Source organism: Streptomyces sp. NRRL F-5650 (genome assembly GCF_000721365.1).
Classification (GTDB): Bacteria; Actinomycetota; Actinomycetes; order Streptomycetales; family Streptomycetaceae; genus Streptomyces; species Streptomyces ardesiacus.
Genome location: NZ_JOGV01000005.1, coordinates 18,596 through 44,646, shown reverse-complemented (window position 1 = coordinate 44,646; position 26,051 = coordinate 18,596). Strand labels below are relative to the sequence as shown.

22 protein-coding genes are annotated in these 26,051 nt (G+C 70.4%); 2 read left to right on the top strand and 20 right to left on the bottom strand.

Annotation, left to right across the window (positions count from 1 at the left end; genetic code table 11):
* Window positions 1-153 precede the first annotated feature (153 nt).
* Window positions 154-3,603 carry a DNA polymerase III subunit alpha gene (locus IG88_RS0107160; RefSeq protein ID WP_031036232.1) on the top strand — a complete coding sequence of 1,150 codons (3,450 nt, stop codon included), beginning with the start codon at window positions 154-156 and terminating at the stop codon, window positions 3,601-3,603.
* On the top strand, window positions 3,600-4,616 hold the full coding sequence (locus IG88_RS0107155) for a DNA polymerase Y family protein (protein ID WP_031036228.1): 1,017 nt from the start codon (window positions 3,600-3,602) through the stop codon (window positions 4,614-4,616). The genes IG88_RS0107160 and IG88_RS0107155 overlap by 4 nt, the downstream gene beginning before the upstream one ends.
* Window positions 4,617-4,637: 21 nt before the next feature.
* Here the strand turns inward: IG88_RS0107155 and IG88_RS44155 are convergent, their stop codons facing one another.
* From IG88_RS44155 to IG88_RS0107050, 20 genes are all read right to left on the bottom strand, one after another.
* Window positions 4,638-5,927, bottom strand: coding sequence for a hypothetical protein (locus IG88_RS44155; protein ID WP_234332027.1), 1,290 nt, complete (start codon window positions 5,925-5,927; stop codon window positions 4,638-4,640).
* Between the two features lie 117 nt (window positions 5,928-6,044).
* The gene (locus IG88_RS0107140) at window positions 6,045-7,502 is read right to left on the bottom strand and encodes a DUF2637 domain-containing protein (protein WP_031036222.1); all 1,458 of its coding nucleotides are present in this window, start codon (window positions 7,500-7,502) and stop codon (window positions 6,045-6,047) included.
* A 196-nt stretch (window positions 7,503-7,698) separates the two neighbouring features.
* On the bottom strand, window positions 7,699-11,535 hold the full coding sequence (locus tag IG88_RS0107135; protein ID WP_234332026.1) for a LysM peptidoglycan-binding domain-containing protein: 3,837 nt from the start codon (window positions 11,533-11,535) through the stop codon (window positions 7,699-7,701).
* 5 nt (window positions 11,536-11,540) lie between these two features.
* On the bottom strand, window positions 11,541-11,978 hold the full coding sequence (locus IG88_RS0107130; RefSeq protein ID WP_051851801.1) for a TadE/TadG family type IV pilus assembly protein: 438 nt from the start codon (window positions 11,976-11,978) through the stop codon (window positions 11,541-11,543).
* 12 nt (window positions 11,979-11,990) lie between these two features.
* Complete coding sequence (locus IG88_RS0107125) at window positions 11,991-12,428, bottom strand: TadE/TadG family type IV pilus assembly protein (protein WP_031036212.1); 438 nt, start codon at window positions 12,426-12,428, stop codon at window positions 11,991-11,993.
* Window positions 12,425-12,847, bottom strand: coding sequence for a TadE/TadG family type IV pilus assembly protein (locus IG88_RS0107120; RefSeq protein WP_031036209.1), 423 nt, complete (start codon window positions 12,845-12,847; stop codon window positions 12,425-12,427). Before IG88_RS0107120 ends, IG88_RS0107125 begins: the two co-directional genes overlap by 4 nt.
* On the bottom strand, window positions 12,844-13,041 hold the full coding sequence (locus tag IG88_RS0107115; protein WP_031036206.1) for a hypothetical protein: 198 nt from the start codon (window positions 13,039-13,041) through the stop codon (window positions 12,844-12,846). The genes IG88_RS0107120 and IG88_RS0107115 overlap by 4 nt, the downstream gene beginning before the upstream one ends.
* A 27-nt stretch (window positions 13,042-13,068) precedes the next feature.
* Complete coding sequence (locus tag IG88_RS0107110; protein ID WP_051851800.1) at window positions 13,069-13,968, bottom strand: type II secretion system F family protein; 900 nt, start codon at window positions 13,966-13,968, stop codon at window positions 13,069-13,071.
* The gene (locus tag IG88_RS0107105; protein ID WP_031036201.1) at window positions 13,965-14,894 is read right to left on the bottom strand and encodes a type II secretion system F family protein; all 930 of its coding nucleotides are present in this window, start codon (window positions 14,892-14,894) and stop codon (window positions 13,965-13,967) included. The genes IG88_RS0107110 and IG88_RS0107105 overlap by 4 nt, the downstream gene beginning before the upstream one ends.
* A complete protein-coding gene (locus IG88_RS0107100) occupies window positions 14,891-16,456 on the bottom strand; it encodes a CpaF family protein (RefSeq protein WP_031036199.1) in 1,566 nt (521 codons plus the stop codon). The genes IG88_RS0107105 and IG88_RS0107100 overlap by 4 nt, the downstream gene beginning before the upstream one ends.
* Window positions 16,453-17,274, bottom strand: a complete 822-nt coding sequence (locus tag IG88_RS0107095) for a hypothetical protein (RefSeq protein WP_031036197.1) — start codon at window positions 17,272-17,274, stop codon at window positions 16,453-16,455. Before IG88_RS0107095 ends, IG88_RS0107100 begins: the two co-directional genes overlap by 4 nt.
* A complete protein-coding gene (locus IG88_RS0107090) occupies window positions 17,274-17,960 on the bottom strand; it encodes a flagella basal body P-ring formation protein FlgA (protein ID WP_051851799.1) in 687 nt (228 codons plus the stop codon). Before IG88_RS0107090 ends, IG88_RS0107095 begins: the two co-directional genes overlap by 1 nt.
* A gap of 19 nt (window positions 17,961-17,979) precedes the next feature.
* Window positions 17,980-18,870 (bottom strand): hypothetical protein, encoded by an 891-nt coding sequence (locus IG88_RS0107085; protein ID WP_051851798.1) that lies wholly within the window; start codon window positions 18,868-18,870, stop codon window positions 17,980-17,982.
* Window positions 18,871-18,887: 17 nt separating this feature from the next.
* A complete protein-coding gene (locus IG88_RS0107080) occupies window positions 18,888-19,466 on the bottom strand; it encodes a hypothetical protein (RefSeq protein ID WP_031036189.1) in 579 nt (192 codons plus the stop codon).
* Window positions 19,467-19,984: 518 nt separating this feature from the next.
* A complete protein-coding gene (locus tag IG88_RS0107075) occupies window positions 19,985-20,515 on the bottom strand; it encodes a hypothetical protein (RefSeq protein ID WP_031036187.1) in 531 nt (176 codons plus the stop codon).
* A gap of 310 nt (window positions 20,516-20,825) precedes the next feature.
* Window positions 20,826-21,797: an MBL fold metallo-hydrolase gene (locus IG88_RS0107070; protein ID WP_037835480.1), complete on the bottom strand. Its 972-nt coding sequence runs from the start codon at window positions 21,795-21,797 to the stop codon at window positions 20,826-20,828.
* Between the two features lie 68 nt (window positions 21,798-21,865).
* Window positions 21,866-22,738 carry a helix-turn-helix domain-containing protein gene (locus IG88_RS0107065; protein WP_031036183.1) on the bottom strand — a complete coding sequence of 291 codons (873 nt, stop codon included), beginning with the start codon at window positions 22,736-22,738 and terminating at the stop codon, window positions 21,866-21,868.
* Window positions 22,739-22,845: 107 nt separating this feature from the next.
* Window positions 22,846-24,237 carry an FAD-dependent monooxygenase gene (locus tag IG88_RS0107060; RefSeq protein ID WP_031036181.1) on the bottom strand — a complete coding sequence of 464 codons (1,392 nt, stop codon included), beginning with the start codon at window positions 24,235-24,237 and terminating at the stop codon, window positions 22,846-22,848.
* Window positions 24,238-24,243: 6 nt separating this feature from the next.
* Entirely contained in the window at window positions 24,244-25,425 is a 1,182-nt protein-coding gene (locus IG88_RS38410; RefSeq protein WP_063760587.1) for an MAB_1171c family putative transporter, read from the bottom strand.
* Window positions 25,425-26,039 (bottom strand): hypothetical protein, encoded by a 615-nt coding sequence (locus IG88_RS0107050; RefSeq protein ID WP_031036179.1) that lies wholly within the window; start codon window positions 26,037-26,039, stop codon window positions 25,425-25,427. The genes IG88_RS38410 and IG88_RS0107050 overlap by 1 nt, the downstream gene beginning before the upstream one ends.
* Window positions 26,040-26,051 lie beyond the last annotated feature (12 nt).

The window sequence follows — 26,051 nt, the reverse complement described above, 5'->3', positions numbered from 1 at the left end:
GGCCCGTGTGTCACCGGCACGCCCACCGACTCCACCAACCCGGATGGCTTGTCTGCAGTGTCCGAAACTCGCGTGTTCGAATTAGAGTTCGATAGAGTCGAAGCGACGCGAGTCGGTTAGTTCATGTTTGGGGGTATTTGAGCGGAGGGTGGCATGCGTGAAGGTCTTCCTCACCTGCATGTGGCGAGCGGGTTTTCAGCCCGCTACGGCGCCTCACATCCAAGCGATCTCGCCGCCCGGGCCGCCGAGCGCGGCATCGGGACGCTGGCGCTGACCGACCGGGACATGGTCACCGGGACCGTCCGTTTCGCGAAGGCCGCTGCCGCTGAGGGGATCCGCCCGCTGCTCGGTGTGGACCTCGGAGTCGCCGCCTGCACTCCCGCCGCTCCGGCCGCCCGCCGCCGCACTCCGGTGCGGGGTGGTGCACACGTGGCCGAAGCACCGTTCCGGGCGACCTTCCTGGCCCAGGGTCCGGACGGGTGGGCACGGCTGTGCCGACTGGTGTCCGCCACTCACGCTGCCGCGTTCGCCGCCGCTGCTGCGCCGGCGTCGTCGTGGGATCAGCTGCGCCAGTACGCGGGCAGCGGCCTGGTGGTGATGCTCGGCCCTGCCTCCGAACCGCTGCGCGCCCTCTCGTCAGGGCGCGCGGACATCGCCGAACAGCTCTTGGAGCCGTGGCGGCAGGCCGCGGGCGAAGGTCTGCGGCTGGAGGTTGTGTGCTGGGGTCTGTCTGGGACAGGGCCCGGCTCCGTACGCCTTGCCGCGCACACGCTCATGCTTGCCGACCGCCTCGCCATCCCGGCCGTCCTGACCAACGCCGTCCGCTACGCCGACCCGGGGCAGCACCGGATCGCGGACGTGCTGGACGCCGCGCGGCTGCTACGCCCGGTGGACCGGCGACGGCTGGACTGCGGCGAGCGCTGGCTCAAGCCCGCCGGCGACATGACGGCGATCGCACAGCGGGTCGCGGCGGCCGCCGGTGCCGACGGCCGGCGGGCGGAGCGCCTCCTCGCCGACACGCGTACCGTCGCCGACGCCTGCACCCTGGACCCCGTACGGGACCTCGGGCTGGGCACCCCGCATTTTCCCGAGCCGGAAGTGGTGGGTGCGGAGTCGGTGCCGGGCGGCGCGATGCGACTGCTGCGGCAGCGGTGCGAGGCCGGGATGGTCGCTCGCGGCCTCGACCTCGACCGGCGCGCAATGAACCAGCTGCACTACGAGCTCGGCATCATCGGACGGCTCGGCTACGAGGCCTACTTCCTCGCCGTCGCTCAGGTCGTCGCCGACGTCCGCGCGATGGGCATCCGGGTCGCCGCGCGCGGCTCCGGTGCTGGCTCGATGGTCAACCACTCGCTTTTTGTGGCGACCGCAAATCCCTTGTCACATTCTCTCCTTTTTGAGCGCTTCCTGAGTGAGCGGCGAGCCTCGCTCCCGGACATCGACATCGACGTCGAATCCGCGCGCCGACTGGAGGTCTACGACCGGATCATCGCCCGCTTCGGCACAGAACGCGTCGCAGTCACCGGCATGCCCGAGACCTACCGCGCCCGCCACGCTTTGCGTGATACCGGCCTCGCACTCGGCCTGCCGCCGGCCACCGTCGACCGGATCGCGAAGTCCTTCCCCCATATCCGCGCCGCCGACATCCGCGGAGCACTCGCAGAACTCCCGGAACTGCGCGGCCTGGCCGCGGAAGCCGAGAACTTCGGCCCGCTGTGGGAGCTCGCCGAGGGCCTGGATAAGTTGCCGTGCGGGATCGCCATGCACCCCTGCGGCGTCATCCTCTCCAACTCCACACTGCTGAACCGCCTGCCCGTGCAGCCAACGCCTGGTGGCGAGTACCCGATGGTCCAGGCCGACAAGGAAGACGTCGAGGACCTCGGCCTGCTCAAGCTCGACGTCCTGGGCGTGCGGATGCAGTCCGCGATGGCCTACGCGGTGAAGGAGATCCGCCGCACGACCGGCCGGCAGATCGACCTCGACAACCCCGACCACGTCCCCCTCGACGACCGGTTCGCCTTCGCGCTCATCCAAGCCAGCGACACCGTGGGCATGTTCCAGCTCGAGTCGCCCGGCCAGCAGGACCTGGTCGGCCGCCTGCAGCCCCGCGGCCCCCAGGACGTCATCGCCGACATTTCCCTCTTCCGTCCGGGCCCGGTCGCCGGCGGCATGCCCGCCCTCTACATCGCCGCACGACACGGCGCAGCACCCACCTACCCCCACCCCGACCTTGTACCGGTCCTCGCCGATACCTACGGAGTGACGATCTGGCATGAACAGATCATCGACATCTTCGCCGTCATGACCGGCTGCGACAGAGCCCTCGCCGAAATCGCCCGCCGCGCCCTCGGAGACGAAGAGCGCCTGCCGAAGATCGAGTCGTGGTTCCGGAAACTCGCCGGCGCCCGCGGCTACACGCACAGCGTTCTCGACGAAGTCTGGGAGATCGTCTCGTCGTTCGGAGCATACGGATTCTGCCGCGCCCACGCCGTCGCGTTCGCGGTCCCCGCCCTACAGTCCGCGTGGCTCAAAGCTCACCACCCCGCCGCCCTCTACGCCGGCTTGCTGGAGCACGACCCCGGCATGTGGCCGCTGCGCGTCATCGTCGCCGACGCCCGCCGCCACGACGTCCCCGTCCTCCCCGTCGACATCAACCACTCCAAGCCCGCGTACACGGTCGAGGAGACGCCGGACAGCTGGGGCGTGCGGATCTCCCTGTCCTCGGTACACGGCATCAGCGAGGACGAGGTCGTCAGGATCGCCGCAGCACAGCCCTACACCTCGCTCCAGGACTTCTGGGCCCGCGCCCGGCCGAAGCTGCCGACCGTCGAACGCCTGATCAGGATCGGCGCACTCGACCAGTTCAAGGGAAAGGCGTCCCGGCGGGACCTGCTGCTGCAGGCGACCGAGCTGCACCGCCAGACCCGCACCCGCCCCGGCACCGGCCAACTCCCGCTTGACACCACCCTGATGACCGCCGGCCTGGCCGGGCTGAGAGAGATGACCGCCCGCGAGAAACTGGAGGCCGAGCTCGGCGTACTCAAGATCGACGTCTCGCGCCACCTCATGGAGGACCACCACCGCCTCCTGCGTGAGATCGGCGCCACCGACGCCGCCCACCTCAAAGCCATGCACCCGGGACAGAAAGTCCTCGTCGCCGGCGTACGGGCCTCCACCCAGACCCCACCCATCGCGTCCGGGAAAAGGATCATCTTCGTCACCCTCGAAGACGGCTCCGGCCTGGTCGATCTCGCCTTCTTCGAGGACTCCCACGAGCAGTGCGCCCACACCATCTTCCACAACGGACTGCTCCTCGTCCGCGGCACCGTCGAAGCCCGCGGTCCACGCCGCACCGTGGTCGGCGAGATGGCCTGGGACCTCAACTCCCTCGCCACCACCCGCGCCACCCACGGGCCGCAGGCCGTCCTCGACATCCTCGGCCAGCCCCCCGCACCCACACCCGCCCAGCCGACACCAGCACGCACGATCCCCGACGGAACCGCTGGCGCGCGGCTCCACCCCTACGCGGACCTCCAGCCCGCCGGCACCCGTTCCGCCGACCTCACCCGCCTGAGCCACCGCAGCCAAGGGAGCGCAGGTTGAGCACACCGCCGGCTTACCGCCCCCGCGCCATCGTCCGGATCCACTTCCATGCCCAGCAGCGCAGCGAAGAGCTGTTCCCACAGATGCTGGACGTGCTGGGCGGCATCAGCCCAACCATCGAACCCCAGCCCGCCGACTGGTCCGCCTACATGGACGTCACCGGCTCCTTGCGATTCTGGGACCGCGACGTCGAAGGTCTGGTCGCGGTGATCCGCCTGCGCCTTCTCGCACTCCACGGCGTGCAGAGCTCGGCAGGCGCCGGGCCCACCCGGTCGATCGCCGCCATGGCCGCTGCCCTCACGCCGCCCGGCGCCGCAACCATCGTCGGCGCCACCCCCTACGAGATCGCCGCGTTCCTCCGCCCCCAGCCGGCCCCCGCGCTTCCTGGAGTTGGGCCCAAGACGGCCAGGACGCTCGCCCGCTACGGCATCACCACTGCCGGAGGCATCGCCGACACCACGCCCGCAACCCTGCAACGGATCCTCGGAACCGCCGCCCGCCAGATCCAGGACTTCGCCCGCGGCATCGACGAACGCCCCGTCGTCCCCGCCGCCGTCCCTCGCTCCCTGAGCACGAGCCACCGCTTCGACCTGGACGAACTCGACACCGACCAGCACCAGCGCACCGCCCTGGCCCTGGCCGAGGACCTCGGCGAGCGCCTGCGCAAGGCCTCCGAGATCGCACAGGCCCTCACGCTCACCGTGATGTACGCCGACCACACCCACACCGTGCGCACGCGCACGCTCGCCGAGGCCACCGCGCATACCCCCGCCCTGGCAGGAACCGCCCGCCAGCTCGTGGCTGATCTCGGTCTCCAGCGTGCCCGCGTCCGAGGGATCGCCCTGCGAGCCGAACGGCTCCGCCCGGCCGCCCACGCCACCCACCAGCTCACCCTCGACGGCCGCGACGAAAAGCTCCACCGGCTGGAAGCCGCCCTCGACCGGGCACGCGCCCGATACGGTCCCGGCGCCGCCGGCGTCGCCTCCGCCTTCAAGAGGCTCACCCCGTCCTGATCCCGGACCCTACGGGCCGGGTCAGCATCCGTACTCGTCGAGCACCGCCCGGGTCATCTGGTCGAGGGGGCGCAGCGGATGCGTGCTGCCGTCCTCGGCTGGCCCCAGACGCAGCGTCGTCCCGCCGGTCACCGGCGTGACGATCAGCACGCCGTCCTCGACCATGGTCTGGACGGCATCGTGCCGGTAGGGGCTGGCGGCGAGGCATCCGTTCGCGTACTGCCGGTCGTAGCGGTCGTACGGGCCGGCGAAGTAGTAATCGGCGACGGGACCTTGGCCCTGCCACACCGTGAAGGCGATCACCGCCGCGACGATCCCGGGAAACAGGGCCTGAGGCCCCGGCTGGGTGACCAGCTTCGGTCCGTGCCGGTAGATCAGGGCTGTCCCGGTGCAGGCGATGAAGCCGGCCGCCAGGAACAGCAGCGTGTAGTGGGACAGCAGGTCGGCGCGCTGCCCGAAGGTGAGCGGGAGTCCGGTGCACGCGAGCACCAGCCAGCCGAGCCCGGCCAGTGTCGCGCCCTGGTAGCCGTTGAGCTTGGCCGGCCACTTCGCCCGGTCCGGCACCAGATGCTGCTCGCGCCCCACCCAGCGGCCGGCACCGCGCAGTCGTCCCGACTCCGGCGCTACGCCGTCCGCCCGGTGCGCGACGAGGAGAGCGAGAACCGCGTCGCCGAAGGCGAGGGCCCTGGCGTGCACGGCTGACCGGTCGCTGCTCAGCTGGTTGAACTCGGCCTCCCGGCCGGGCTGGATCCGCGTACCCGTGGCCCCGCCGCGGGGAAAGGCACGGTTGAGGGGATGCCCCGGGTTGGGAAACCCGGGCAGTGTGGGCGCTGTCCGCCCACCGACGAGCAGGCTCGCGTCCGGGCTGCCCGTCCGGTCAGGGATGTACGACTCGTACAGCCGGTCCACCTGCCGCTCGCCGCGGAGGCTGGCCTGCAGCGCCTCGGCCTGGTCGATGACGGCGGCCAGGAGAGGGTCGGACGGGGCGCTGCGCATCCGTGCGAGGGCGGCGGTTCCGGGGATGGCCCGCCACACCCCGCCTCGCCGGTCCAACACCTGGTCCTTCCACACATCGCGCAGGCACGGCCAGACGCGGGCGACCGGCAGCCGTCGGGGCGGGCGCCGGTCGGTGAGGTGCGCGCGCAGCAGTGTGCTCGCGCTGCGCAGATAGTCGGTCTGGGCAACGTTGGAGATCGCCGCGGCGGTCGTGCGCTGCCCGCTGGGAACATCCTGCACGCGCTCGGCGGCGGCCCGGGCCGCGTCGCCCTGGGCGCTCAACTCGGCGATCGCCCGATGCCAGCGGCTGCTCACCGGCCGCCCCCCTTCTGTACCTGGTGTGGTGTCGCCCTGAGGCTACCCGCATGGTCCGCCACGGCATTCTCCCCGGCTCGGGGTCGTGCCGGCCGGGGAGTTGGGGGAGCTGGACGTTCAGGCGGCTACCGGTTGGTGGGACCAGTTTAGGTCGACGTGGGTGGCGCCCTCGCGGACGACGATGGGGCCGTGCTCCTTCTCCAGTCGGCGGTATTCGTTGCCTCCGGAGTTGGGGTTCTTGTACCCGGCCCACTTGCCCAGGTCGGCCTGCGACAGGGCCACGCCGGCGGCTTGGTGGGCGACGTAGATCCGCTTGGCCCGCTGCCGCTGGGTGAGGTTCTTTGGCAGCACTGAAAGGTCGATGTCGATGCTCAGCCGCTCCCGAGTTTCTTCGTCTTCCTCGTCGTGCGGCGGAGTGTCGTGCTCGGGGTCGGGCTCCTCGCCCTCGGGCTCCTCCTCTTCTGCATCCTCGTCACCGGAGGCGCCGCCGCCCGGTACGGGCTCCTCGTCGGGCTGACCGGTGGGCGAGGCCGTCGTGGTGGGCGCGGCAGGTTCTTCCTCAGGTTCGGGGTCCTGCTCTGCTTCCGGTTCGGGAACGGCCGCAGGGCGCGGCTCGACCGCAACGGCCGGCACCGGGGCCTCCTGCGTGGCCGCCTCCTCTTCCTGCGGCGTGATGGCCGGCGCGGACGTCGAGGCAGCGGGTGGGGCCACTGTGGCCACCGGAGCCTCTTCGGCCTTCCCGACGGCGGTCTTCGGGGCGCTGGCCAGCGCGTTGACCGGCACCGCGCCGACCGCGGCGGTGTCCACGATGGCGGCCGAGTCGGCGCGCTCCACGGTCACCTCGGCCGCGGCGGCGACCGGTCGGGGGCGCTGGGAGCCGATCACGCGGACGTTGTCGACGGTCGCCAGGAGCTTGGTCCGCCACGCCTTCCACATCTTGACCGGCGCGCCGATCGGCCAGGGCAGCCACAGCAGCAGGCTGTAGGCTCGCTCGCTGTCGGCCTTGCGGCGCTTCTGCCGGCCCATGATGACCTGCTCGATCTTGTACAGCAGCATCTCGAGCAGGATCGCGTACACCAGCGGCGGGACCACCGCGAGAAACGCACTGCCAGCTCCCGACCCGGGGGCGTGGAGCAGGTTCATCGCCGCCGAGGCCGACACGAACGCGAGCAGAAGGATCCGCGTGATCACTGAGGACCGCAGCGTCAGGGCCTCGAAAAAGCGGATGAGGGAGAGGCTCAGGGCGCCGGCGTCCAGGAGCAGCGCGAAGCCAGTTGCCGCGTCCCAGTCGCCACCGTTGTGCGCGTGGGCGTACTCGCGCTGCGCCCCGAAGGAGAGCCAGGCAGCGATACCGGCGAGCACGAACATCATCAGACAGCCGATACCGAGCGCTATCACGGCGAGGCGACGCTGCCAGGCGTTGCGGCGCTGGAGGGCGAGCGCGGCGCGCTCCTCGGTGGTGGCCTTTTGCTCCGCGGCCCTGCGGCGGCTGCCCAGCAGCAGGGCGACGGCTGTCGCGGTCCCGATCCCGGCCACGGCAAGACCCGCGGACAGCGCCCACTGGAAGGTGGTCATCGGCGGCCTCCTTCCCTGGAGCGTGCCGCGGGGATGGCGGGCCCGGCGGGCGGGACGGCGGCATGCTGCCGACGGCGGCTCATGTGCGCGGTCTCCTTCGTCGGATGGTCGGCCGAAGAGGCCCCTCGCTCTCTACAGGTGTGATCGAGCGGTGCGGTGTGACACCGGAGGTCGGTGAATTTCGAGCGGGTCGTGGTCATGAGGCCGCAGACCCCAAAGTGGGCTTGTTCCTCTCGCCCTTGAGGAGCGTGCGCAGCAGGCCACGGGTCTCGGGCGAGGAGTCAACGCCCTCCTCGGCGTTGATCCGGGCCAGTTGGGCGGCGGCGCGCTCCAGGCCTTCGCGGTCGCCCATCTCGTGGCAGATCGTGAAGAGGTCCCGGTAGAGCAACTCGCTCTGGGAGTCCACGAGCATGCCCTTGGTGACAGCTTGGGCTGCCGCCCGGTAGTCGCGGACCTGGCGGCGGCGTTCGGCGAGCTCGTGGGCGACGTCGACGATCGCGCTGATCATCTCCTGGATGTCGGCCTCCGCCCAGGCGTACTTGGAGGGGTCGATGTCCGCGAAGGGCCGGCCGCGCACGAGAGCCAGGGCGTGGGCGAGGGCGACGTCTGCGTCCTGCCCGTCGTGGTGCATGCCCTGCTGGTACAGCTCCTTGAAGCGGTCCCAGTCGGAGGTGACGGCGGGGCCGAGCCGGTAGATGCCGTCGGTGACCGCGGGAAGATAGGCGCTGCGGGGGTCGTCGGCGGGGACGTGAGGGTTGGGGCCGAGCCAGGAACGCAGCCGCGACATCGCGGTGTTGCGGGTGCTGGAGGTCTTGCGCAGCCCGGGCCAGATCGCGTTGTCGAGGTCCTGGCGGCCCAGGCCGGGGTGCAGCACGAGCCAGGCGGCGATCTCCAGAAGGTGGTTGCGCCGGTTGCTGCCCACCCGGCCCTGCGCGCCGGCCAGTGTCACCGGGCCGAGGACCTGGACCTGGGGGTCTTCGGGCTCGGCCGGCGGGGTGGCCAGCGCAGCCAGCACGGTGGAGGTCGCGGCGCTGGGACGGGGGATGATCCACGCCTCGGCCGCTGTCGCGGATGCCGTGGTCTCGCCGAGCGCGGCCGCGGTCAGGCCGGACTCGTCCCCGTCCTGGTCACCGGACATGGCCGAGTCCCCTTCCAGCGTCTCCTCCTCGTCCGGGCCGTCGCCGAGCGCGTCGGCGGACAGACCGGCCCCGGCCTCTTCTTCGTCGATCTGAAGCGGCGAGTCGTCTTCGCGCTCGCCGAGCACTTCGTCGAGGACCTTTTCGAAGTCCTGCTTCGGCTCGGCGGTGTCCCACACCTCGGCACCCAGCGCGGACGCCTCCTCGGGCTCTTCTTCCTCAGCGGGCTCGGGCGTCTCCCAGCCGGTGGGCTCGCCAGCGGAGTTGCTGTCGGTGTCGTCGGCCAGCTCGTCGAGGGCGGGGGAGCCCGCGACCGCGGGGGAGAGCGCGCTGCCGTCCTCCCCTTGCCAGTCGTCGCCGCTGCCGGTCAGGGCGTCGTCGGGCGTCCCGGCGGCGGAGAAGCCGGTGAAGCTCGGCACAGCGGTCGCCAGGCCGCTGCCCTGGGCGGCGACCGTGGTCGCCTCGGGAACGGCAGAGGTCTCCGGAACGAGCGCGAAGTCCTCGCCGGCGGTGAAGGCGGGGCGGGGACCGTTGGTATCGGCCGGGCCGGTGTGACCGGTCCACGCCGGCGGGGGGACGTCGTCGGTGCGGCTGACGGTGGCGATCAGTTGGACGAGCCGGTCGTAGGAGTCGGCGTCCAGGTGCTGGAGCTTGACCGCGAGGTCCAGGTCGGGCAGTTCGACGAGGGTGCCGGGCTGGGCGGGCAGGGTCCAGGCGCCGGGCAGGTCGAGTTCGCCGCCAGCGGCGGTCACGACCGCGACCGAGGTACGGGGCCGGGAGGAGAGGAGGTCCTCGAGCTCGGCGGCCGCCGCGCCGGTGGGCGGGGCGGTGGCGATGAGGATGCGGGGGATCCAGGTGTCGCCGCCGTCCTCGACCAGCCGGGCGGCCCGCAGGTGGTCGCGGCCGCCGTCGGTCAGGGCCTGACGCTGAAAGGCGTCGTGCGCCCGGAGGTCGCTGGTGGCCGGACCGAGATCAGCGTGGTGCTCGATCTGGTCCGGGTAGAGGTGGTGCAGGTCGCTTCCGGCGCCGGCGAGGAGGACCTGGGTGTCGGGCGCCAGATGCGAGGAGGCGAGCTCGACGGCGAGGGCGAGCATGACCGCGCGGACATCGGCCGGGCTGCCGGCCAGACGCAGCAGACCGATGGCCTCCAGGTTGACCACCACCGCGTCGCCGTCCTCGGTCTCGCCGAGACTGACCAGGGCCGGGTAGGGCACCGTGATGTCGGCTGCCTCGTCTTCGTTGAGGAGGGCCGCGCCGCGGGCGGGGCACACCCACACCGTCGGGTTGTCCTCATGCTCGGTGAACGGAGCGACGGGCGGGGTGACGGCGGCCAGGTAGAGCTCGATGCCGCGCGCGGTGATGCGCATCGCCTCGACCTCGGGCAGGTGCCGGCTGTTCTGGCGGCAGTTCGCGGCCAGGGTACGCAGGGCACGGTCGGCGAGCGCGGTACCGGTGATGTCGGACGCCACGCGCAGCTGCTTCTCGAAGTCGGCGGTCGCACCGGAGGGCATCGGGATGCGCCGCTTGGGGCGCCGTCGGCGTTGCTGGTGCGCCCGTCGGGTCGCGACGACCGCGAGGACGGCCGCGGCCAGGATGCTTCCCGCCGCGGCGATCGTTCGCACGCTCGTGTCGGCGCTGTCGTCGGCCTCCGCCGTGTCGTGCGCCTCGGGTGCCTGGGTGGGTGTGCCGTGCTGCTCCCGCTCGCGGTCGGGCGCCGGGCTCTGCGCGGCCGGCGGTTCGCTCGGGGTGTCGGGCCGGGTGGTCGGCTGCCCGCCGTCCTGCTGGCCCTTGTCCGCGCCCTGGCCGCCGTGGGCCTGGTCGCCCTTCTCCCCCTTGTCAGCGCCTGGGCCCGCATCGTCCTGGGCGGGTGGCTTCGACTGCTCGGCGCCGGGCCGCTCCTCGGCCTTGTCCTGGTCGGTGGGCTGTTCCTGTGGCGGCTGCGCCTCGTCCGGCTTCGAGTCGCTCCGGTCGCTGCCGGCGGCGGTGGGGATCTGCAGCTTCCAGCCGGGATAGATCTCGTCGGGGTCGTCGAGGGCGCGCCCGTCGTCCTGCTTGACGCCCTTGTTCGCCTCGACGATCCGGGGGTAGGCGTCAGCGTCGCCGAGCTCGTCCTCGGCGATGCCGGTCAGTGTCTCGCCCGCGCGCACGGTGTGGGTCTGGGCCGCGGCCGTGAAGTCGGCGGTCTGTGCCCTGGCTCCGTCCTGGTCGGCTGCCAGGTCGGGGGAGGCGTCGGCGGGCAGGCGTAGGGTCCAGCCGGGTTGCAGGACGGTGGTGTCGGCGGTGACGAGGGAGCCGTCCGCCTGGCGCACGCCTTCGTTGGCGTCGATGATCCGGTGCCACTCGATGCCGGCACCCAGGCGCTTCTCCGCGATGTCCCAGAGGGTGTCGCCTTCCTGGACGTGGTGGACGGGGCCGTCCCAGGCCGTAGAAGTAGAGGACGCCGCTTTGGCTGCGGTGGCCGTCGCGGAGTGGGCGTCGGCGGTCACACTGGCCGTGGCCACGGTGGCGGAGGTTGCGCTGGCGGGGGTAGCCATCGCGGTGCCGGTCGGCAGCAGGACGAGGATGCCGCCGACGAGGGCGCCGGCGAGCTGCTGGGATCCGCCCAGCATGCGGATCCGGGGGGCCCGGACGTTGCGCAGCGCGGCGCCCGTCTCCAGGGCGACCGAGACCACGAAGCTCAGCCAGCCGTACCAGCCGATGAGGGTGATGGCGCCCAGGAACAGCTGGCCGGAGTCGGGGCTGGTGAGCGCGGTGGTGATCTCGTCGAAGCCGGGGACGTGGTCGGGCAGGAACCCGATGCCGAGCAGGACGGCGGGCACGCCCGCCAGGAGCGCGACCAGGGTCACCAGGGCGAAGAGCGCGCGGACCAGGGTGGCGGCGGCACTGCGGTTTCTCATGATCGTCACCCCTTGTAGACGAGGTTGGCGCTGCCGTGGCCGGTGACGGACCCGCTGGCCCCGCTGAGGAACACGGCGCGGTACGACTCGGTCACGGTCACCTCCAGGGACCCGCCGTCCTCGCTCACGCTCACCGTGCCGCTGACTCCCGCGTGGCTGAGGTAGGTCCGTGCCGCGGCGACGGCCGCGTTGCGGTCGACGGTGATGCCGTCGCCGGCGATCGCCTTGCCCGCGTCGACGGCCTGGCCGCCGGCCCGGGCTGCCTCGTGGGCGACGCCTTCGGCGTGGGTGAGCGCTCGCAGCCTGCCGGCGCCGTCGTAGACGAGCGCGGCCACGGCGAAGAGCGCCACGATGGTCACGAGGGCGAACACGCTCACCGCACCCCGGTCGTTGCGCAGGGCACGACGGATCCGTTGGGTGAGGGCGAAGCGGGCGGGTGGCATGCGGTGGTCCTGTCAGCCGCGCTGGCGGTAGGAGTCGATTGACGAGGTAAAGCTGCTGGTCAGAGTCTTGGATCCGGGCAGTCCGGGCAGTCCGATATCCGAGAGGTTCACCACGCAGGTCACGGTGGCGGTAGTCGTGGCGGGCTCACTGATCGGCGCGGCGAACCCGCCGGTGGAGACGGATATCGAGGTAGACGTGCATTGCAGTCCCTGCCGGCTGAGCACGATGCGCGCTATTTCCGAGCCGGCGGAGCTGGCGGCACCGCCGGTGCGTTCCAGCGAGGCTGCGCGCGCTGCGTTGCGGGCCGCGGTGTCGACGGCGTTGTCGGCGGATCCGATCCGGCCGAACGCGATGACCAGCAGCAGCACCAGAATGAGGACGGGGAAGAGGATGACCGCTTCCAGCGACAGTGCGCCGCGGTCGTCGCGGAGTCTTTCGGCGATGGTCACCGTGCCTCCGTGATGCGCTCGGCGGCCGTGTCGGCGTGCTGGTCGATCTTGAGTTTCAGGCCGGGGATCATGGTGTCGACGTAGCCGGTGACGCGGATGGTCACCGTGGCTCCCTTGCTCCCGCTGACGGACGTGCCGGAGATGCTGCTGCCGGCCCTGGAGAGGAATTCCCGGGCCTCGGCCGTGCCGGTCCCTGCGGACGCTCCTCGTACCCGGGCGGACTCAACTCCCAGCTGCGCGGCGGACATCGCCACATTGCGTGCGTGCCACCACAGGCCGACGTGGACGACCAGCAGGATGATCAGCAGCACGACAGGGAAGACGATGAGCATTTCCAGGGACACGGCTCCGCGGTCCCGCACGTCGCCCTCGGCGAGCGCGCTGGACCAACGGCGCAGAGTCCGGCGAAGGCGGATCACTTGATCTCGTTGGCCTTCTCGTTGACCTTGGTGAGGATCACAGCGGCGGCGATCGCGGCGACGACGACGAGGCCCGCGACGATCATCATCGTCTCGATCGAGATCGCGCCTCGGTCGTTACGGACGTTGCGCAGCCGCTCGATCCGCGCGCTGAAGAAGGTCTTCAGAAAGGTGAAGTTGGGGTCGTTGCCCATCGTGGATTTCCTTGTCTCTTCAGGGAGTTAGCTGGCCATGATCCGCGCGATCGCGGGATAGCCGATGTACACGGTCATGATCAGGACGAGCATCGCGACGGGCATCACCATCTTTTCGGAGGCCATGTTGGCCTGTGCCTTCGCTTTGGTTACCAGGGCGCCGGAGAGCGACTTGGCCTGCGCGCCGAGAGTGTCGCCGACGGCCGCACCCTCCTCACCGGCGATCGCGATGATGTCGGCCGGCGCGCCGAGTTCGGGCACGTCGAGTTCGAGGGAGAGACGCTTGAGGCCCTCCCACGGGCTGATGCCATCGAGCTCGGCGCGGGTGATGGTGTCCCGGATCTTCGCGAAGACCCAGCCCTCGCCGACTTCCGCGGCCCGTTTCAGGGCATGAGTGGGGGCGGCGTCCGCGGCCCGTTCGAGCTGGACGAGGCGCAGGTACGCCTTGACGGCGTACCGGAAGTCGTCCTTGGCTTCCACTGCCTGCTGCTTGAGCTGCAGGTCCGGCAGGAGCCAGAAGACGATCGCGAGGCCGAGGCCCGCTACCGCCGGGATCGCCACGGGGAAGGGGTAGCCGGCCAGGTTGGCCAGCCCCACCGCCAGCACGGGCAGCAGCAGCCCGTACAGCGCGAGGGCGACCTTGCGCCCCAGGTGCGCGGCGGGAGACCGGCCCACGAGCTCCAACTGCTGGCGGGGCAGGCGCAGGGTGCCTTCCCCAGCCGTCCGGAGCAGGAGGGCGCCGGCCTTCTCCATGAGGGAGTTGGGCTGGCTGTCGCGGTTGCGGGCGAGGTTCTCTAGCCGGGTGGCATCCATGCGGGACAGCACGTCGCCGAGGTCCGGCCGGCCGGGCAGGATGCCGCGGGCGGCGATGACCAGGCCGAGTCCGGTGACGGCGCCGCCGACGATGGCATAGGGGGAGAAGATCACGGCGCCTCCTTGGCGATCTGGCCGCCGGAGCGGTCGGCCGGCGACAGGAACCGGGGCGCGGGTTCGAGGATCGCCATGCGTCGCATCCAGATCTTGACCAGAACGAAGGCGACGGCGACGAAGGCCAGGACGAGGTGCCCGGCAACGGTGTCGTAGGGCTCGACGTAGGCGCCGGAGAACGCGGTGACTCCGAAGATCGCCAGGCAGAAGATGGTCACCCAGCGGTCGTTGGTGCGGGGCTTTTGCCGGTCGGCCTCGACCTCGCGCCGTGAGAGCACTTCATGCTGAAGAGCCTCGGCAAGTTCACGCAGAGCCTTGCTCAGCCCGCTGCCCCGGTCCTCGACGTGCAGGATCAGCAGGGCGGCGACCTCGTCGACCATCGCGTCGTTCAGCTCGTCGGCGAACGCACGGTAGGCGTCCTGGGGCACCCATCCGGCCTGCTGGCGCGAGACGAGGAGGCGGACCTCCTCGCGGATGGCGCCCGGGACGGTCTCCAGGCTGCGCTGGATGGTGGCCTCCAGGCTGACGCCGACGGTGTGGATGTCCGACATGCGCCGCATCCACTCCTCGATCGCCTCCAGCTTGTCGATCTGTGCCTTGCCGGAACCGGAGGTGTTGAGCAGCCAGGGCAGGCCGATGACGACGGCGATGGTGACCAGGCCGCCCATCAGCCAGCCGGTGAACAGCCACACGCCAAGGCCCGCCACCGCAGAGCCGACCAGGCGTGTCTGGCCCCGGGCCCACCAGGCGGTGGGGGTTCGGGCGTCCTTGACGAAGACGGCCCGGATCTTGCGCTCCAGGCGGCTGCGGCGGCGCACCGTCGTCGAGGGTGCCCAGCCGACGCCGCCGGCGACCGCCAGGGCGAGTCCGCCGACGGCGGCGAGACCGCCGAGCGCGGCGAGCAGGAATTCGAGGGTGAGCGTCACAGCGGCACCACCGTTTCCAGCGGCGCGCCCCAGCTGCCCCACGGCCGCTGCAGGACGGTGCGGTCCAGCCCGGCCCGGACGAGGTCTTCCAGGCAGCTCTGGGAGATGTTCCCGTGGGGCACGGCCCTGGGCTCGCGGCGCCCGTCCTGCTCGCGGGGAGCGAAGACCATCTGGTGGGCGGGGCGACCGCCCTCGCCGATGCCGGTGATCTCCATGACGTGGCTGACGAACCGGTGCTTGCGCCCCGGCCTGCCGTCGTGGCCGACGAACTCAGTCTCGTCGACCAGCCGTACGAAGACGACGAAGTCGACGGCCTGGGCGATGAGCCGGTAGGCCAGGGCCTCGGTCATGCCGATCCCCGCCTCCAGGCACAGGGTGGCCAAGCGCTCGATCGACAGCTGGGGGCTGCGGGCGTGCAGGGTGGCCATCGACCCGCCCTCGCCCTCGTTCATCGCGTGCAGCATCGGCACGACCTCTTTGGAGCGGACCTCGCCAACAATCACGCGCCGCAGCGACATACGCAGGAGCTGCGGGAAGAGGTCGGACAGGGTCAGCTCGCCCTGGAGCTTGCCGTCCGCGCCGCGCTCACCGTTGGACTCGCGTCCTTCGTAGGCGACGACCTCCGGGCCCTCGGGGTCCTCGTGGAGATGGAGCTCGTACTCCGACTCCAACGTGCCCACGCGCTCGGTGCTCGGGATCTCCCGGGCCATGGCCCGCAGCAGGGACGTTTTGCCCACGCCCTGGGAGCCGACCACGATGATGTTCTTGCGGCCCTTGACCGCGGCGGTCAGGAAGTGCGCGAGCGAGGCGTCGATCGTGCCCCAGCGCACCAGGTCGTTCAGGCCCTGGCCGCGGGTGCGGTGGCGCCGGATGACGATGCTCGGCCGCGGCGTGACGTATGCCGAGGCCGCCAGGCGCGATCCGTCGGCCAGCCGGAGGTTCAGGTTCGGCGTGGCCGGCGTCAGCGCCCGCTCGCCCTGCCCCTGCATGCGCGCCAGGTGGTTGATGAGGTTGATCAGGTCGCGGTCGGTCTTCGCGATCGGGTCCCAGGTGCGTGTCGGACGGTCGGCGTAGTCGACGCGCACCTTGTCGCCGTAGATGATGATGTTCTCGACGTTCGGGTCGTCCAGGAGAGGCTGGAGACGGCCGGCGCGGAACAGCTCGTCGAAGACCGCCTCGCGTACGGCACGCTCCTGCTGGGGCGTAAGGTCCGAGCCGCTGGCCGCGTACTTCGTCGCCCATTCCGAGACGACCTGCCTGATGATCGACTGTCCGCGCTGCCGGCGGTCCTGCTCGGTCATGGAGGCGTCGGCACCGGCGGCCTCGCCGATCTTCATGCTGGCCTGTGAACGCAGCTCGGCGAGAACCTCGTGACCGACCGGAAGCGCGGTCGGCGCCGCGGTGTCGGGGACCCGGACGAGGCCCTGAGGGATGCCGGCCGGAGACACCTGCGCAGGGAAGGGTCGAAGAACCGGCGCGTCCTGCGTGGGACTCTCCTGGAGCGCCTGGGCGAAGAGGGCGGTGTAGTCGGGGGTCGGGGTCTCCGGCCTGGTGTCGGTCATGATGCCCTCCCGGTGACCACCTGCATTCCTGCCGGCCGCAGCTGCACGCGCCGCCTGGTCACCAGCTCATTGATCGTTTGGTGGGCCGTGCGCGCGGACCGCAGAAGGGTGCGCGGCATCTTCTTGTAGGCCCCGTGCGTGAAGACGTCGGCGGTGTCGGGATCCCACGCGAGCATGCCGACGACCGGCGCCCTCAGGTGCTGCTGCACCTGGCTGGAGTTGAAGGAACCCTCTTCGATCAGCAGCAGCCCGAGCGCGTCGGAGCCCGTGCCGTGGTGGGCCAGTTCCTCCCTCACGACCCGGATGGCGGGCGCGGCAGCCGCGATCGACGCCTGGGTGGTGCGGACCACCATGAGGACGGCGTCGGCGCGGTGCAGCAGCGGCGTCGGGTAGCGGGTGGTGGACAGCCGGGTCTCGGACTCGGTGAGGATGCGGCCCGCATCGATGATCACGTCGTGGCCGGTCTGGTCCATCACGCCGAGCAGCCGGGAGATGGGGGCCCAGGTGCGGTTGAGTGACGCGGCCTGCGTGGGGTCGGTCAGTCCGGGCAGGAGCATCCGCTGGCCGGTGTTGTCGCGGTCCAGGCTGACGAAATGATGAGAGAACTCCCGTGCGAGGGTGCCCTGTCGGTCCGCGGCCGCCAGGCGGTGCAGCCCGGTGGCTGCGCTGCCTTCTCCGCCCAGGTAGCCGGCCCGGATCGTGCCGCCGGCAGGGTCGGCCTCGACCAGCAGGGAAGGCTTCGGCGACGACAGGGCGAGCGCGAGCGCCGAGCAGGTGACGCCGCTGGACTTTCCCGATACCAGCGCGATGACCGCCATCAGCTCGTCGCATTCAGGACGATGGCCACGTCACCGCTCGCTGCCCAGGCGGCGAGCGACGTGCTGTTCACCTCGGGCGCGGCAACGTCGACGACCACGGTGCCGTTGGCGTCGGGCGCGCCGACGCGGGACACGACGGCAGGAAGACTGTCCGGGGTGGAACCGGCCTCGCTGGAGGAGGCTGAGGCGCTGCCGTCCTGCGGGGTGTGGACGATGGTGACCGCATCACCGGTGCGCAGCTTCTGGATGGGCAACTGGCCGGGCTTGGCGAGAATGCCCACCACCGACTTGCCCTTGGTCACGCTGGATCCGTCGCTCACCGAGTCCTCGGTGACCAGCACGCCGGCCGGCAGGTCGGATACGGCCTGCTTGCCGATGATGTCGGAGGCGTGGGAAGCGGGCAGCGAGCGCAGCTCGGTGCCGTGGGATATCTCGGTGGCCACCAGGTCCGACGCCTTGATGCTCTCGCCCGCCGCAATGGGGTGCCGGGTGGCAACGACCGAGACCTTGTCACCGGCTTCGTCGACCAGCCACACCGACACCAGTGCGCCCACGGCGGCGAGCGCCAGGCCGGCGCCGACGACCACCGGGCGTCGGCGCCGGCGTGGGGCGTCGTTGGTGATCGGCAGCAGCACGGGCGCGGAGCCCGGCTCGGAGGGTGCCGTCGGCTGCTTGGTTCGCGGCATGGTGATGGTCTTCCTTACGCTAGTTGACAACCTGCAGCTCGCCGACGCGCGCTGTGGTGTTGGACGTACGGATCTCGTCGGGCAGCGTTCCGCTGGCACCGTTCGACGCCTGCCAGGTGACTTCCCAGGAGCTGGTCGCGGTGACGGTGAACTTCCCGCCCGGCTGGCTGGCGGAGACCTTGGTGTAGCGGTAGCCGCAGTCCGGTGAGGACTTGTCGCCGTAGGCCTTGGAGTACTTCGTGCCCGCGGTCGTGCACGTGACCGAGCCGCCGTCTCCCATGGAGTAGGTGATCTTGGTGACGCGGGCCGTGGCTGTCACCGACAGTCCCGGGACGGCGGCCGTCGCACTGTTGGGACCCCAGGTGGTGTCGCTCTTGTTGTTCCACAGCCAGACGGGCATGCCGACGAGACCAGGGGCGTCCGGACCGGGCGAGCTGCCGATGTTCGCACCCAGCAGAGTCATCTTGTCCCGGGCCTGACGCGCCAGCACTTCGGGGTCGGGGAGGAGACCGGCGGGCGGCTCCGTCAGCCAGACGATGCCGCCGACGTCGTTGACGATGCAGTCCCTCATGTAGAAGGCGCCGGGACCCGTGGTGTCTGCCCCGTTCATGTCGGTGTGGCCCGGGCCGGACGGCGGCTGGGGATCCATGAGCTCGTAGAAGCAGCGGTCGGCCGGGTTGTACCCGGGCGCGCAGGGGATCTCGGTGTCGTCGACGAGCTTGCACATTCCGTTGCCGCTCCCGCCTCCGTCGCCCCCGCCGCTTCCTCCGCCGGTGCCGCCGCCTCCACCGGGCTTGCCGGGCGTTCCGACGTCGACGCACACGTCCACGTCGGAGCAATGGCCGGCGCCGTTGCCCGCGTACGCGAGGCCGGCCGGCGTCAGGGCGGCCAGTACCGCAAGGACGCCCACTGTGCGGGCAGAACGGATCAGCAGCCCTGTGTGCGATCGGCCGTGATCCTCGTGACGAACCATGTGTCGCCCTCCAGCGTGGCTTGGGACGTGACGGGGTACTTCAGGCGCTGCTCGGCGAGCTTGAGCTCCTTGCCGGAGTCCTTGTAGACGGGCTTCCATCTGGTCGCGTCGAAGCAGTCGGTGACCGTTGCGGTCTTGCCCTTGGTGTTCACGGCGGTGACCTGAGGCTTCATCTGCGGACGGCCGGTGAACTTGATGCCCATCGACTCGTTGCGCAGGACCGACTTCTTGAGGTCGGTGGCGGCATCGCCTTTGGCGTACTTGGCCAGTTCCTCGGTGTGCAGATCTCCGTCCGCGGCCATCTTGATCTGGATCTCGCGCATGTTCGTGTACGCGGCGAGGACCTTGTCCTTCGCTGCCTGGTCCGCATCGTTGGACGGCGTCGAGGAGGCAGTGGCCGAGGGCGAGGAGGCCGTCTTCTTCTTGGGTGTGTCGGAGCCGCAGCCGGCCAGAGTGCCGACGGCGACGGTGCACGTGAGGACGGCACCTGCGAGTCGCAGGACGTGGGTGCGGTGGTGGGTCGTCGAAGCCATCGGCAGATGCCCTTCAGGAGTCGGGTACGGGCGCTGACGCGCAGGGCGGACAAAACGCGGCGAGGTGAGTCCTCTACCGCGCTTCGTCGGCTCTGGAGATGCACGCCAGGCCAGGACCCGGCGAGCCTACGGCCACGGCTGGGGGCCAGCGCCTGGCTCCCAGTCGCAGCGGGGTCTTCGCGCCGCGGTTGAGCCACGGATGACGAGGTGCCAGCGTGTGAACAGAGCCGCTTCGCACCGAAGCCTGGATAGTCGACTCGGTCAGCAACCCGGTTCCCGACCAGAGGTCGGCCGGCCGTAGCAGTGACGCGGACCCGGATGGCACGAGTCCAGTTCCTAGATGTCGCAACGCGATTTCCCCCTCGCGGTCACGGACGCCGCGTCTCCCACAACGTGATCAGTCCGAGCCTGATTCTGGCCAGAAAGATCAGAGGCAGCCAGGCCCCGTTTTTCCGGTAGCAGCACTTCCGGTATATGCCTCTGGCGCGCGCGATTTGGAAAAGCTGTGGCCAAGGACTTCACGGCTTGATCAGCAAGGCCGGCCCCGTGGCCCGCAGAGCATTCCGGGCAGCCTCCTGGTCGCCGCCGGTAATGGCGTTAAGCCGACGGTTTACGAACGGGGTGGAGGGGTGGTTCTTGCCGTAAACCGACTGCAGCAGCGTCAGCAGGGCCGTTCCGGTCCGGACGGCGTCGTGCGCGTCGGTGACGGTGAGCCAGGAGGCCGCACCGTTGCGGGCCTGCCGCCGGATTTGGTGGTGTGTGGCATCCAGAAGGCGCTGCCAGGCCGCTGCGGTGTACACCGAGACGTCGGTGGCCATGGCCGGATATCCGGCGATCTGAGCGCAGAAGGCGACGAGCTCGAGGGCGTGGAGCGTGTAGTTGTGCAGGGGGCCGTGGCTCTCGGCGAGCTCGTCGCTGATGGTCCGGGCGGCCGCCAGGGCCTCTTCACGGCGGCCGGCGCGGAGGGTGTGGCGGAGGCCCTCGATGCGGTGGCCGAGGAACTCGGGGACGGCGGCGGGGACCGGCAAGACAGTGGCTGCGCGGCTCATGAACTCTCCCTGGAGCGAAGCGGCTTCGAGTGCCGCCGCCGGGGGGCCGGCGGCGGCATCCGGAATCGAGTGCAGCAACGGCGTGCTGCTCGACCGCGCACGTCAACGGGCGTGGGAGGGCCCTCGGTGCCTGAGCGGCGCTCCCCCGTGCTTACACGGCGCGCCGACGTCGGTAGTTGACTGCTTGGGCGAGCTCGGGGGCAAGCCCCCGAGTTACGCGGGCGGTTCCTATTCCAATGATCGGAACGGAGTGGGCCGCGCTGTTTCACCAGCCGAAATCCGCGCCGTGCATGGCTGTCAGGTGAAGAGTTCAGGGTGCGAGAGGGCCGGTCGTTGAGCGGGCCCAGGCAATGCTTGCCGCGTGGTCCATCAGCTTCAGCAGGTCCGGGGCGGTGGTGTCCTGGTTGAGGTGGCGGTACTCCGTGCTGAGGGTGATGGCGAGCCGCTCGGGCAGGCCGAGGCCGGGGTAGCGGTCTTCCTTGATCAGGATGCGTGCGGCATCGACGGCCGTCCGGCCCTGGCCGTGCATCACATACGCCTGGTCCGCGAGGTCGTCGAGGTAGAAGATGTAGCCGCGCAGGTCTTCGGGGGTCATGAGCGGTCCGTGGCCGGGGACGATCCAGTCGGGGGCGAGGTCCAGGATCCGTGCGCAGGCGGCGGCGACGCGCTCCAGTGGGCCGGCCCAGTGGGAGGGGTGGTCTCCCGCGAAGACGATGTCGCCCGCGAAGACAAGGCGCTGCTCGGGCAGATGGACGATGAGGTCTCCGACGGTGTGGGCCGGGCCGACTTCGAGTAGCTCCGCGGATATCTCGCCGACTTCGAGGTCGTGGCGTCCGGTGAACGTCGTGGTCGGCGGGAGAACCTCAATGCCCGCGAAGTCGAACTTGCCGAAGTGCTCACGGAAGTACCAGCCGAGGGGCTGGCCGGGGTCGGTGTCATGGATGAGGGCCTGCAGCTGTTCCGGTCTCGGCTCCAGGCACTGGTGCTCATGGGCGGCGTGGGTGGCGTAGACGTCGGCGCCGGGGAGTTGCTGAAGGCCCCAGGTGTGGTCGCCGTTGGCGTGGGTGACGGCGACCCGGTCCAGATGGACGTCCGGGCCCGCGGCTGAGCGGACCGCGGTGAGGAAGGCGTCGGTCAGGGCGGGTGTGTAGGGCGTGTCGATGACGAGGGCCTCGCCCTTGGAGACGACGAGACCGCAGTTGGCCAGGCCCCATGTTGTCTCGTGGCCGGGCTGCCAGGCGAAGACGCCGGGCGTGATCTGCTTCAGGTCAGTGGATGCCATGGGCATGCATTGTGCGTGCCGTGGTCACCCGGAGGAAATCTCTCCGCCGGGGCCGCCGCGCGGCAGCGTCAGATGTGTGGCACGAATGGCAGGAGGAAGAACCGGGCGCCCGGGCTGCCGAATGGCTGGGCGGCGCACATGGTGACTGTGCCCAACTGGGACGGCGCGTGCCGGTCACAGCACCTGGTGCGGTGGTCCTCGGTGCCGCGCGGGGTCAGGTAGCCGGCGTGACGCATCGGCCGCGCGTCGCCGTCCGGGTGGATGTACGCGAGGCTGTGGTCTCGGTAGATCGGCCCCGCCACTGGGTCGTCGTTGACCTCCTTGTCGAGCTGCCGGAGATCCGCATTGTCGGGGTGCGCGGCGAGCGCCGTGCGCAGCTGGGCTGCAACCTGCGGCGCCCAGCGCGTGTCCCAGTTGACCAGATGGTGCTCGCGCGCGTCCTCGCGCAGCAGCATCCACCGAATCATGTTGCGTTCAGGCAACTCGGGGGATCTTCCTTCTGGCCGGGGGAACATGAGCTTGAAGTCGTCGTTGGCGGCCAGCACGTTCCAGGCCACGTCGTTGATGTAACAGGGCTGCCCGGAGACCCGGTTGACCGCCACCTGCCACGCCGGGGCCACGTTCGTCCCGGCCATCGGGTCAGTAGGGAACGGAGGCTCGTAGCCGAGCGCGTAGACGTAGAGCGCGGTCCGTTCGCGCTCTCTCATGTTGAGCACCTTTGCCACGTTGTCGAGGAACTCGGTGTTCGGCTGGGGCGTGTTCCCGCGCTCGAACTCGGCGTAAGTCTTTTCCGTGACGAACAGCGCTTGTGCAACCTGCGCCTGTGACAGTCCGCGGGAGCGGCGGCCCCGGCCGCTGCGCTTGGGCCAGCCGAGCTCGACCGGGTCTATTTGCCCGCGCTTCCGTTGCAACAGCTGTTGCAACGCCTCCCTCTGATTCATCTTTGCACCCTTCCCCGTGTTTCTGTCCCCGTCTCGGCCTGCGCTGTCGTCACTTCTGAGGTGACGCAGCCGCGAGCGTTGCCTGCCCTCGGCGACTGTCAGTTCGGTCAGATGTTGCGTTCCTTCGGGGTTAGTGGTGCGCCTGTCAACTGCGGCTTCTTGGGGCCGAAGAGCATCGGCCAGACCATGTCGGGTGAGAACAGCCGGGTAGGTGGCTCCAGGAGGCTCATGACGTCGAGGAGGGCTGCGAGAGCGCGGGGATTGCCGGCTCCGGTCTCGACGCAGCGGTCGACGTATCGGGCCAACGCCTTCTCGACTGTGGTGGGCGGTGAGTCGGAGGCCCCGGGGTAGAGAGCGTCCTGCCCGACGGCGAGGTCCCATGCGGCGCCCACCGGACCCGCCGCAGCGTTTTGCAGGCGCTTCGCGGTGCCGGCGGCGGTGATGGGGTGGGTGCGAAGGACGTTGCGGACGGCGACGGCGCACTGGGCGGCGACGGTCAGGCCGTGGCCGTAGACCGGGTTGTACCCGGCGATGGCGTCTCCCAGGGCGGCGAAGCCGTCGGGCCAGTGGCGCATCTTCTCGTAGTAGCGGCGGACGTTGGCGGTGGCCCGGGAGGTTTTGACGTCGGTGAGGGGCTCCGCGTGCCGGAGCAGCTCGCCGATGACGGGGTCTCCGAGGCCGAGTGCGAGGTCGAGGAACTTGTCGTTGTCGGCGGTGGGTTCGCCTCCGCGTGTGCCGCTGAGGGTGACGATCCAGCGGTTGCCTTCGATGGGCAGGATGATGCCGCCCTGGCCGGGCGGGTTAGCGGGGTTGGCCTGGACGTTGACCAGCGGGAACGCCATCGTCTGTGCGCGTTCCGGGGCCCGGTAGAGCCGTGAGGCGTACGCGACTCCCGCGTTCACCTCGCGGACCTCGACGTCCGGCAGTCCCAGGGCGTGCAGCCACTGGGGCGCGCGGGTTCCGCGACCGGAGGCGTCCACGACTAGGTCGGCCTGGAGCGACTCCTGCGCGTGGGCGCTCTGGAGGCGTACGCCCGTCACCGCTTCCGGTGTGCCCTCGACGCCGAGGACGGTGGTGTTCTCGCGGAGGGTGATGCGGGGGTCCTTGAGGACGCGGGTGCTCAGCACGTGGTCGAGGAGGGGGCGGGAGCACACCAGGTTGCGGTGGGGGAGCTGGTCGAAGCGGCGGAACCAAATTTCGTTGGGCGCCCGGCTCACCATGTCGCCCATGATGCGCACGAGGCGGGCTCCTTCGTCGACGAGTTCCTGCACGAGGCCGGGGAGCAGGTCATCGAAGGCCTTCACGCCTCCGGTCCATACGAGGTGCGCGTGATGTGCTTGGGGTATCCCGCGGCGTGCCTCGGGTCCGGCCGGCAGCGTGTCCCGCTCGATCACGGTGACGTCGGCATGCTCGGCGAGGGCGGACGCGGCGAAGAGACCGCTGGCGCTGGCGCCGATGACGATGGCCGTCGGACGGCTGGAGGTGGCTCTGTCACGCATGTCTGGTCACGCTCTCTGTACCGGTCGGCCGCCGCGGACGAGGCGGTCGAGGAGATGGGGGCGGTGCAAGGCCTCACCGATGGCGTCCAGGTGGCTGGTGACCTCGGGACCGATCAGCAGGGGTTGGTCGGTGACTTCGAGCGGCTTCTGCTCGGTGAAGGCCTGAACGGCTTGCTGGACGGCGAGGGCGCCTGCCAGGCCGCGGGCCTGCCGTGTCTCGCCGTGCTCCGCGCTGATCTGTGCATAGTGGTGCTGGTAGGCGTCGTGATCGAAGTAGGGGGCCAGAACCCGCAGGGCGTCGTGGATGCGCTGCTCGCGCTGCATCAGCTTCAGGTCGAAGGGAGCCCAGACGCCGAACCGGGCGGTGGCTGCGGACGATCGGGTGACGCGCACGGTCCGCCACAGGTTGGCCAGACGCCGGTACTCGCGGCCGTTGCGCAAGCGGGTCTGGAGTGCGGGGCCAGCCTGGGGGATGGTGAAGCCGAGCGCCACGAGCATGGCTTCCATCATCGCGAAGGGCGGCGCCACCCTGGTGCTGAGCACGTCAAGGTTGTGGCCGCTCCAGCGGGCGATGACCGCAGTCAGCTTCGCGATGTCGAAGCCCAAGGCCAGAGCCCATCCGGCCTGGAGACAGACGACACCCGCCTTGATCCAGCCCCGTTTGACCTCGGGGAACCAGCGCCACAGCATGCTCGCCGCAACGAGCGCCGAGACCGCGTGCGCGAGGACGTACAGCAGCACGTGCTCGCGCATCCACGGCGTGCTGGCGTAGTAGGTGTCCAGGTCGTAGATCCGCGGCTCGGGGACGTCGGCCAGCAGGAAGGTGATCCACAGAGCGACGATGATGCCGGCGTAGACCCAGTAGATCGTGATCATGCGGCGGCGGCGCCGTTCGGAGGGGGGCTCGCTCCACCGAATGATCATGGTCAGGGCGGTGCCGCAGAAGGCGGTGAGGAAGCTGTAGGCCCAGGGTGCGGAGAAGTTCGCTATGCCCGTCCAGCGGTTCAGCCGGTCGATGTTGACCGGCGTGATCACGACCAGGACCGCTGCGGCCCACAGCAGGAGCAGCACGGTTGCGCGCACGTCAGGATCGCGCCGCCCGGCCCGCCACAGTGTGGGCAGCCTCAGGGCCAGTGCCGCCGAGAGCGCCAGGGTGGGGATGATGTAGGGAATGTGGAGGTCAGTCATCAGAGGACGCGACCGCCCCGGTGGGACAGGGAGAGGGTGAGACGGCCCTCCACCGTTGCGGCGGTTGCCTTGGGCTGCTCATGACGGCCGCGGACCCATCCCCGGACCGCGCTGGCGAACCAGTACCCGAAGGTCTCAGCGTGCACTTCATCGCTCTGCTTGACGGTGGTTCGGTCTGATTCCTCGTCGGCGACGGAGCGGGCGGCCACAGCGATCAGCGCTTCGGCTGGCACCTCGTCCGAGGACATGACCATCTCCGCGACGCGGCGTATGGACTCGTCCGACCCGTCGACGGCACCCCGGGCTGCTGCGCCGAGCCCCACGGAGTGCGTGCAGTGGTTGTGCTCCTCGTGGTACAGCTCATGGCCGAGGATGACCAACTGCGCCTGGGGATCCATCCCGGCAGGCAGGACGATCACACTCCGCTCCTCCAGCAGCAGACGAAGGCCCGAGATGGGCAGACCGGGCGGGAATTCGCGGATAGCCATGTCGACGGGCCTGCCGCGTCGCTCGCTCATGACCCGGCAGAACTCGCCCATCACGACCTCGGCGTCCGCCGGAACCTGGATGCGCTGGGCGACCTCCCTGCCCAGGTCGGCGACGAGATCCTTCATCTCCCTGCTGCT

What these genes read in the sequence shown, in the direction of transcription:
- IG88_RS0107090 (WP_051851799.1), bottom strand. Translation starts at nt 17,960, where the DNA reads ATGCCGCGAACCAAGCAGCCGACGGCACCCTCCGAGCCGGGCTCCGCG.
- IG88_RS0107075 (WP_031036187.1), bottom strand. Translation starts at nt 20,515, where the DNA reads ATGAGCCGCGCAGCCACTGTCTTGCCGGTCCCCGCCGCCGTCCCCGAG.
- IG88_RS0107100 (WP_031036199.1), bottom strand. Translation starts at nt 16,456, where the DNA reads ATGACCGACACCAGGCCGGAGACCCCGACCCCCGACTACACCGCCCTC.
- IG88_RS0107060 (WP_031036181.1), bottom strand. Translation starts at nt 24,237, where the DNA reads ATGCGTGACAGAGCCACCTCCAGCCGTCCGACGGCCATCGTCATCGGC.
- IG88_RS0107135 (WP_234332026.1), bottom strand. Translation starts at nt 11,535, where the DNA reads ATGAGAAACCGCAGTGCCGCCGCCACCCTGGTCCGCGCGCTCTTCGCC.
- IG88_RS0107115 (WP_031036206.1), bottom strand. Translation starts at nt 13,041, where the DNA reads ATGGGCAACGACCCCAACTTCACCTTTCTGAAGACCTTCTTCAGCGCG.
- IG88_RS0107140 (WP_031036222.1), bottom strand. Translation starts at nt 7,502, where the DNA reads ATGACCACCTTCCAGTGGGCGCTGTCCGCGGGTCTTGCCGTGGCCGGG.
- IG88_RS0107050 (WP_031036179.1), bottom strand. Translation starts at nt 26,039, where the DNA reads ATGAAGGATCTCGTCGCCGACCTGGGCAGGGAGGTCGCCCAGCGCATC.
- IG88_RS38410 (WP_063760587.1), bottom strand. Translation starts at nt 25,425, where the DNA reads ATGACTGACCTCCACATTCCCTACATCATCCCCACCCTGGCGCTCTCG.
- IG88_RS0107095 (WP_031036197.1), bottom strand. Translation starts at nt 17,274, where the DNA reads ATGGCGGTCATCGCGCTGGTATCGGGAAAGTCCAGCGGCGTCACCTGC.
- IG88_RS0107160 (WP_031036232.1), top strand. Translation starts at nt 154, where the DNA reads ATGCGTGAAGGTCTTCCTCACCTGCATGTGGCGAGCGGGTTTTCAGCC.
- IG88_RS0107065 (WP_031036183.1), bottom strand. Translation starts at nt 22,738, where the DNA reads ATGAATCAGAGGGAGGCGTTGCAACAGCTGTTGCAACGGAAGCGCGGG.
- IG88_RS0107070 (WP_037835480.1), bottom strand. Translation starts at nt 21,797, where the DNA reads ATGGCATCCACTGACCTGAAGCAGATCACGCCCGGCGTCTTCGCCTGG.
- IG88_RS0107130 (WP_051851801.1), bottom strand. Translation starts at nt 11,978, where the DNA reads ATGCCACCCGCCCGCTTCGCCCTCACCCAACGGATCCGTCGTGCCCTG.
- IG88_RS0107080 (WP_031036189.1), bottom strand. Translation starts at nt 19,466, where the DNA reads ATGGCTTCGACGACCCACCACCGCACCCACGTCCTGCGACTCGCAGGT.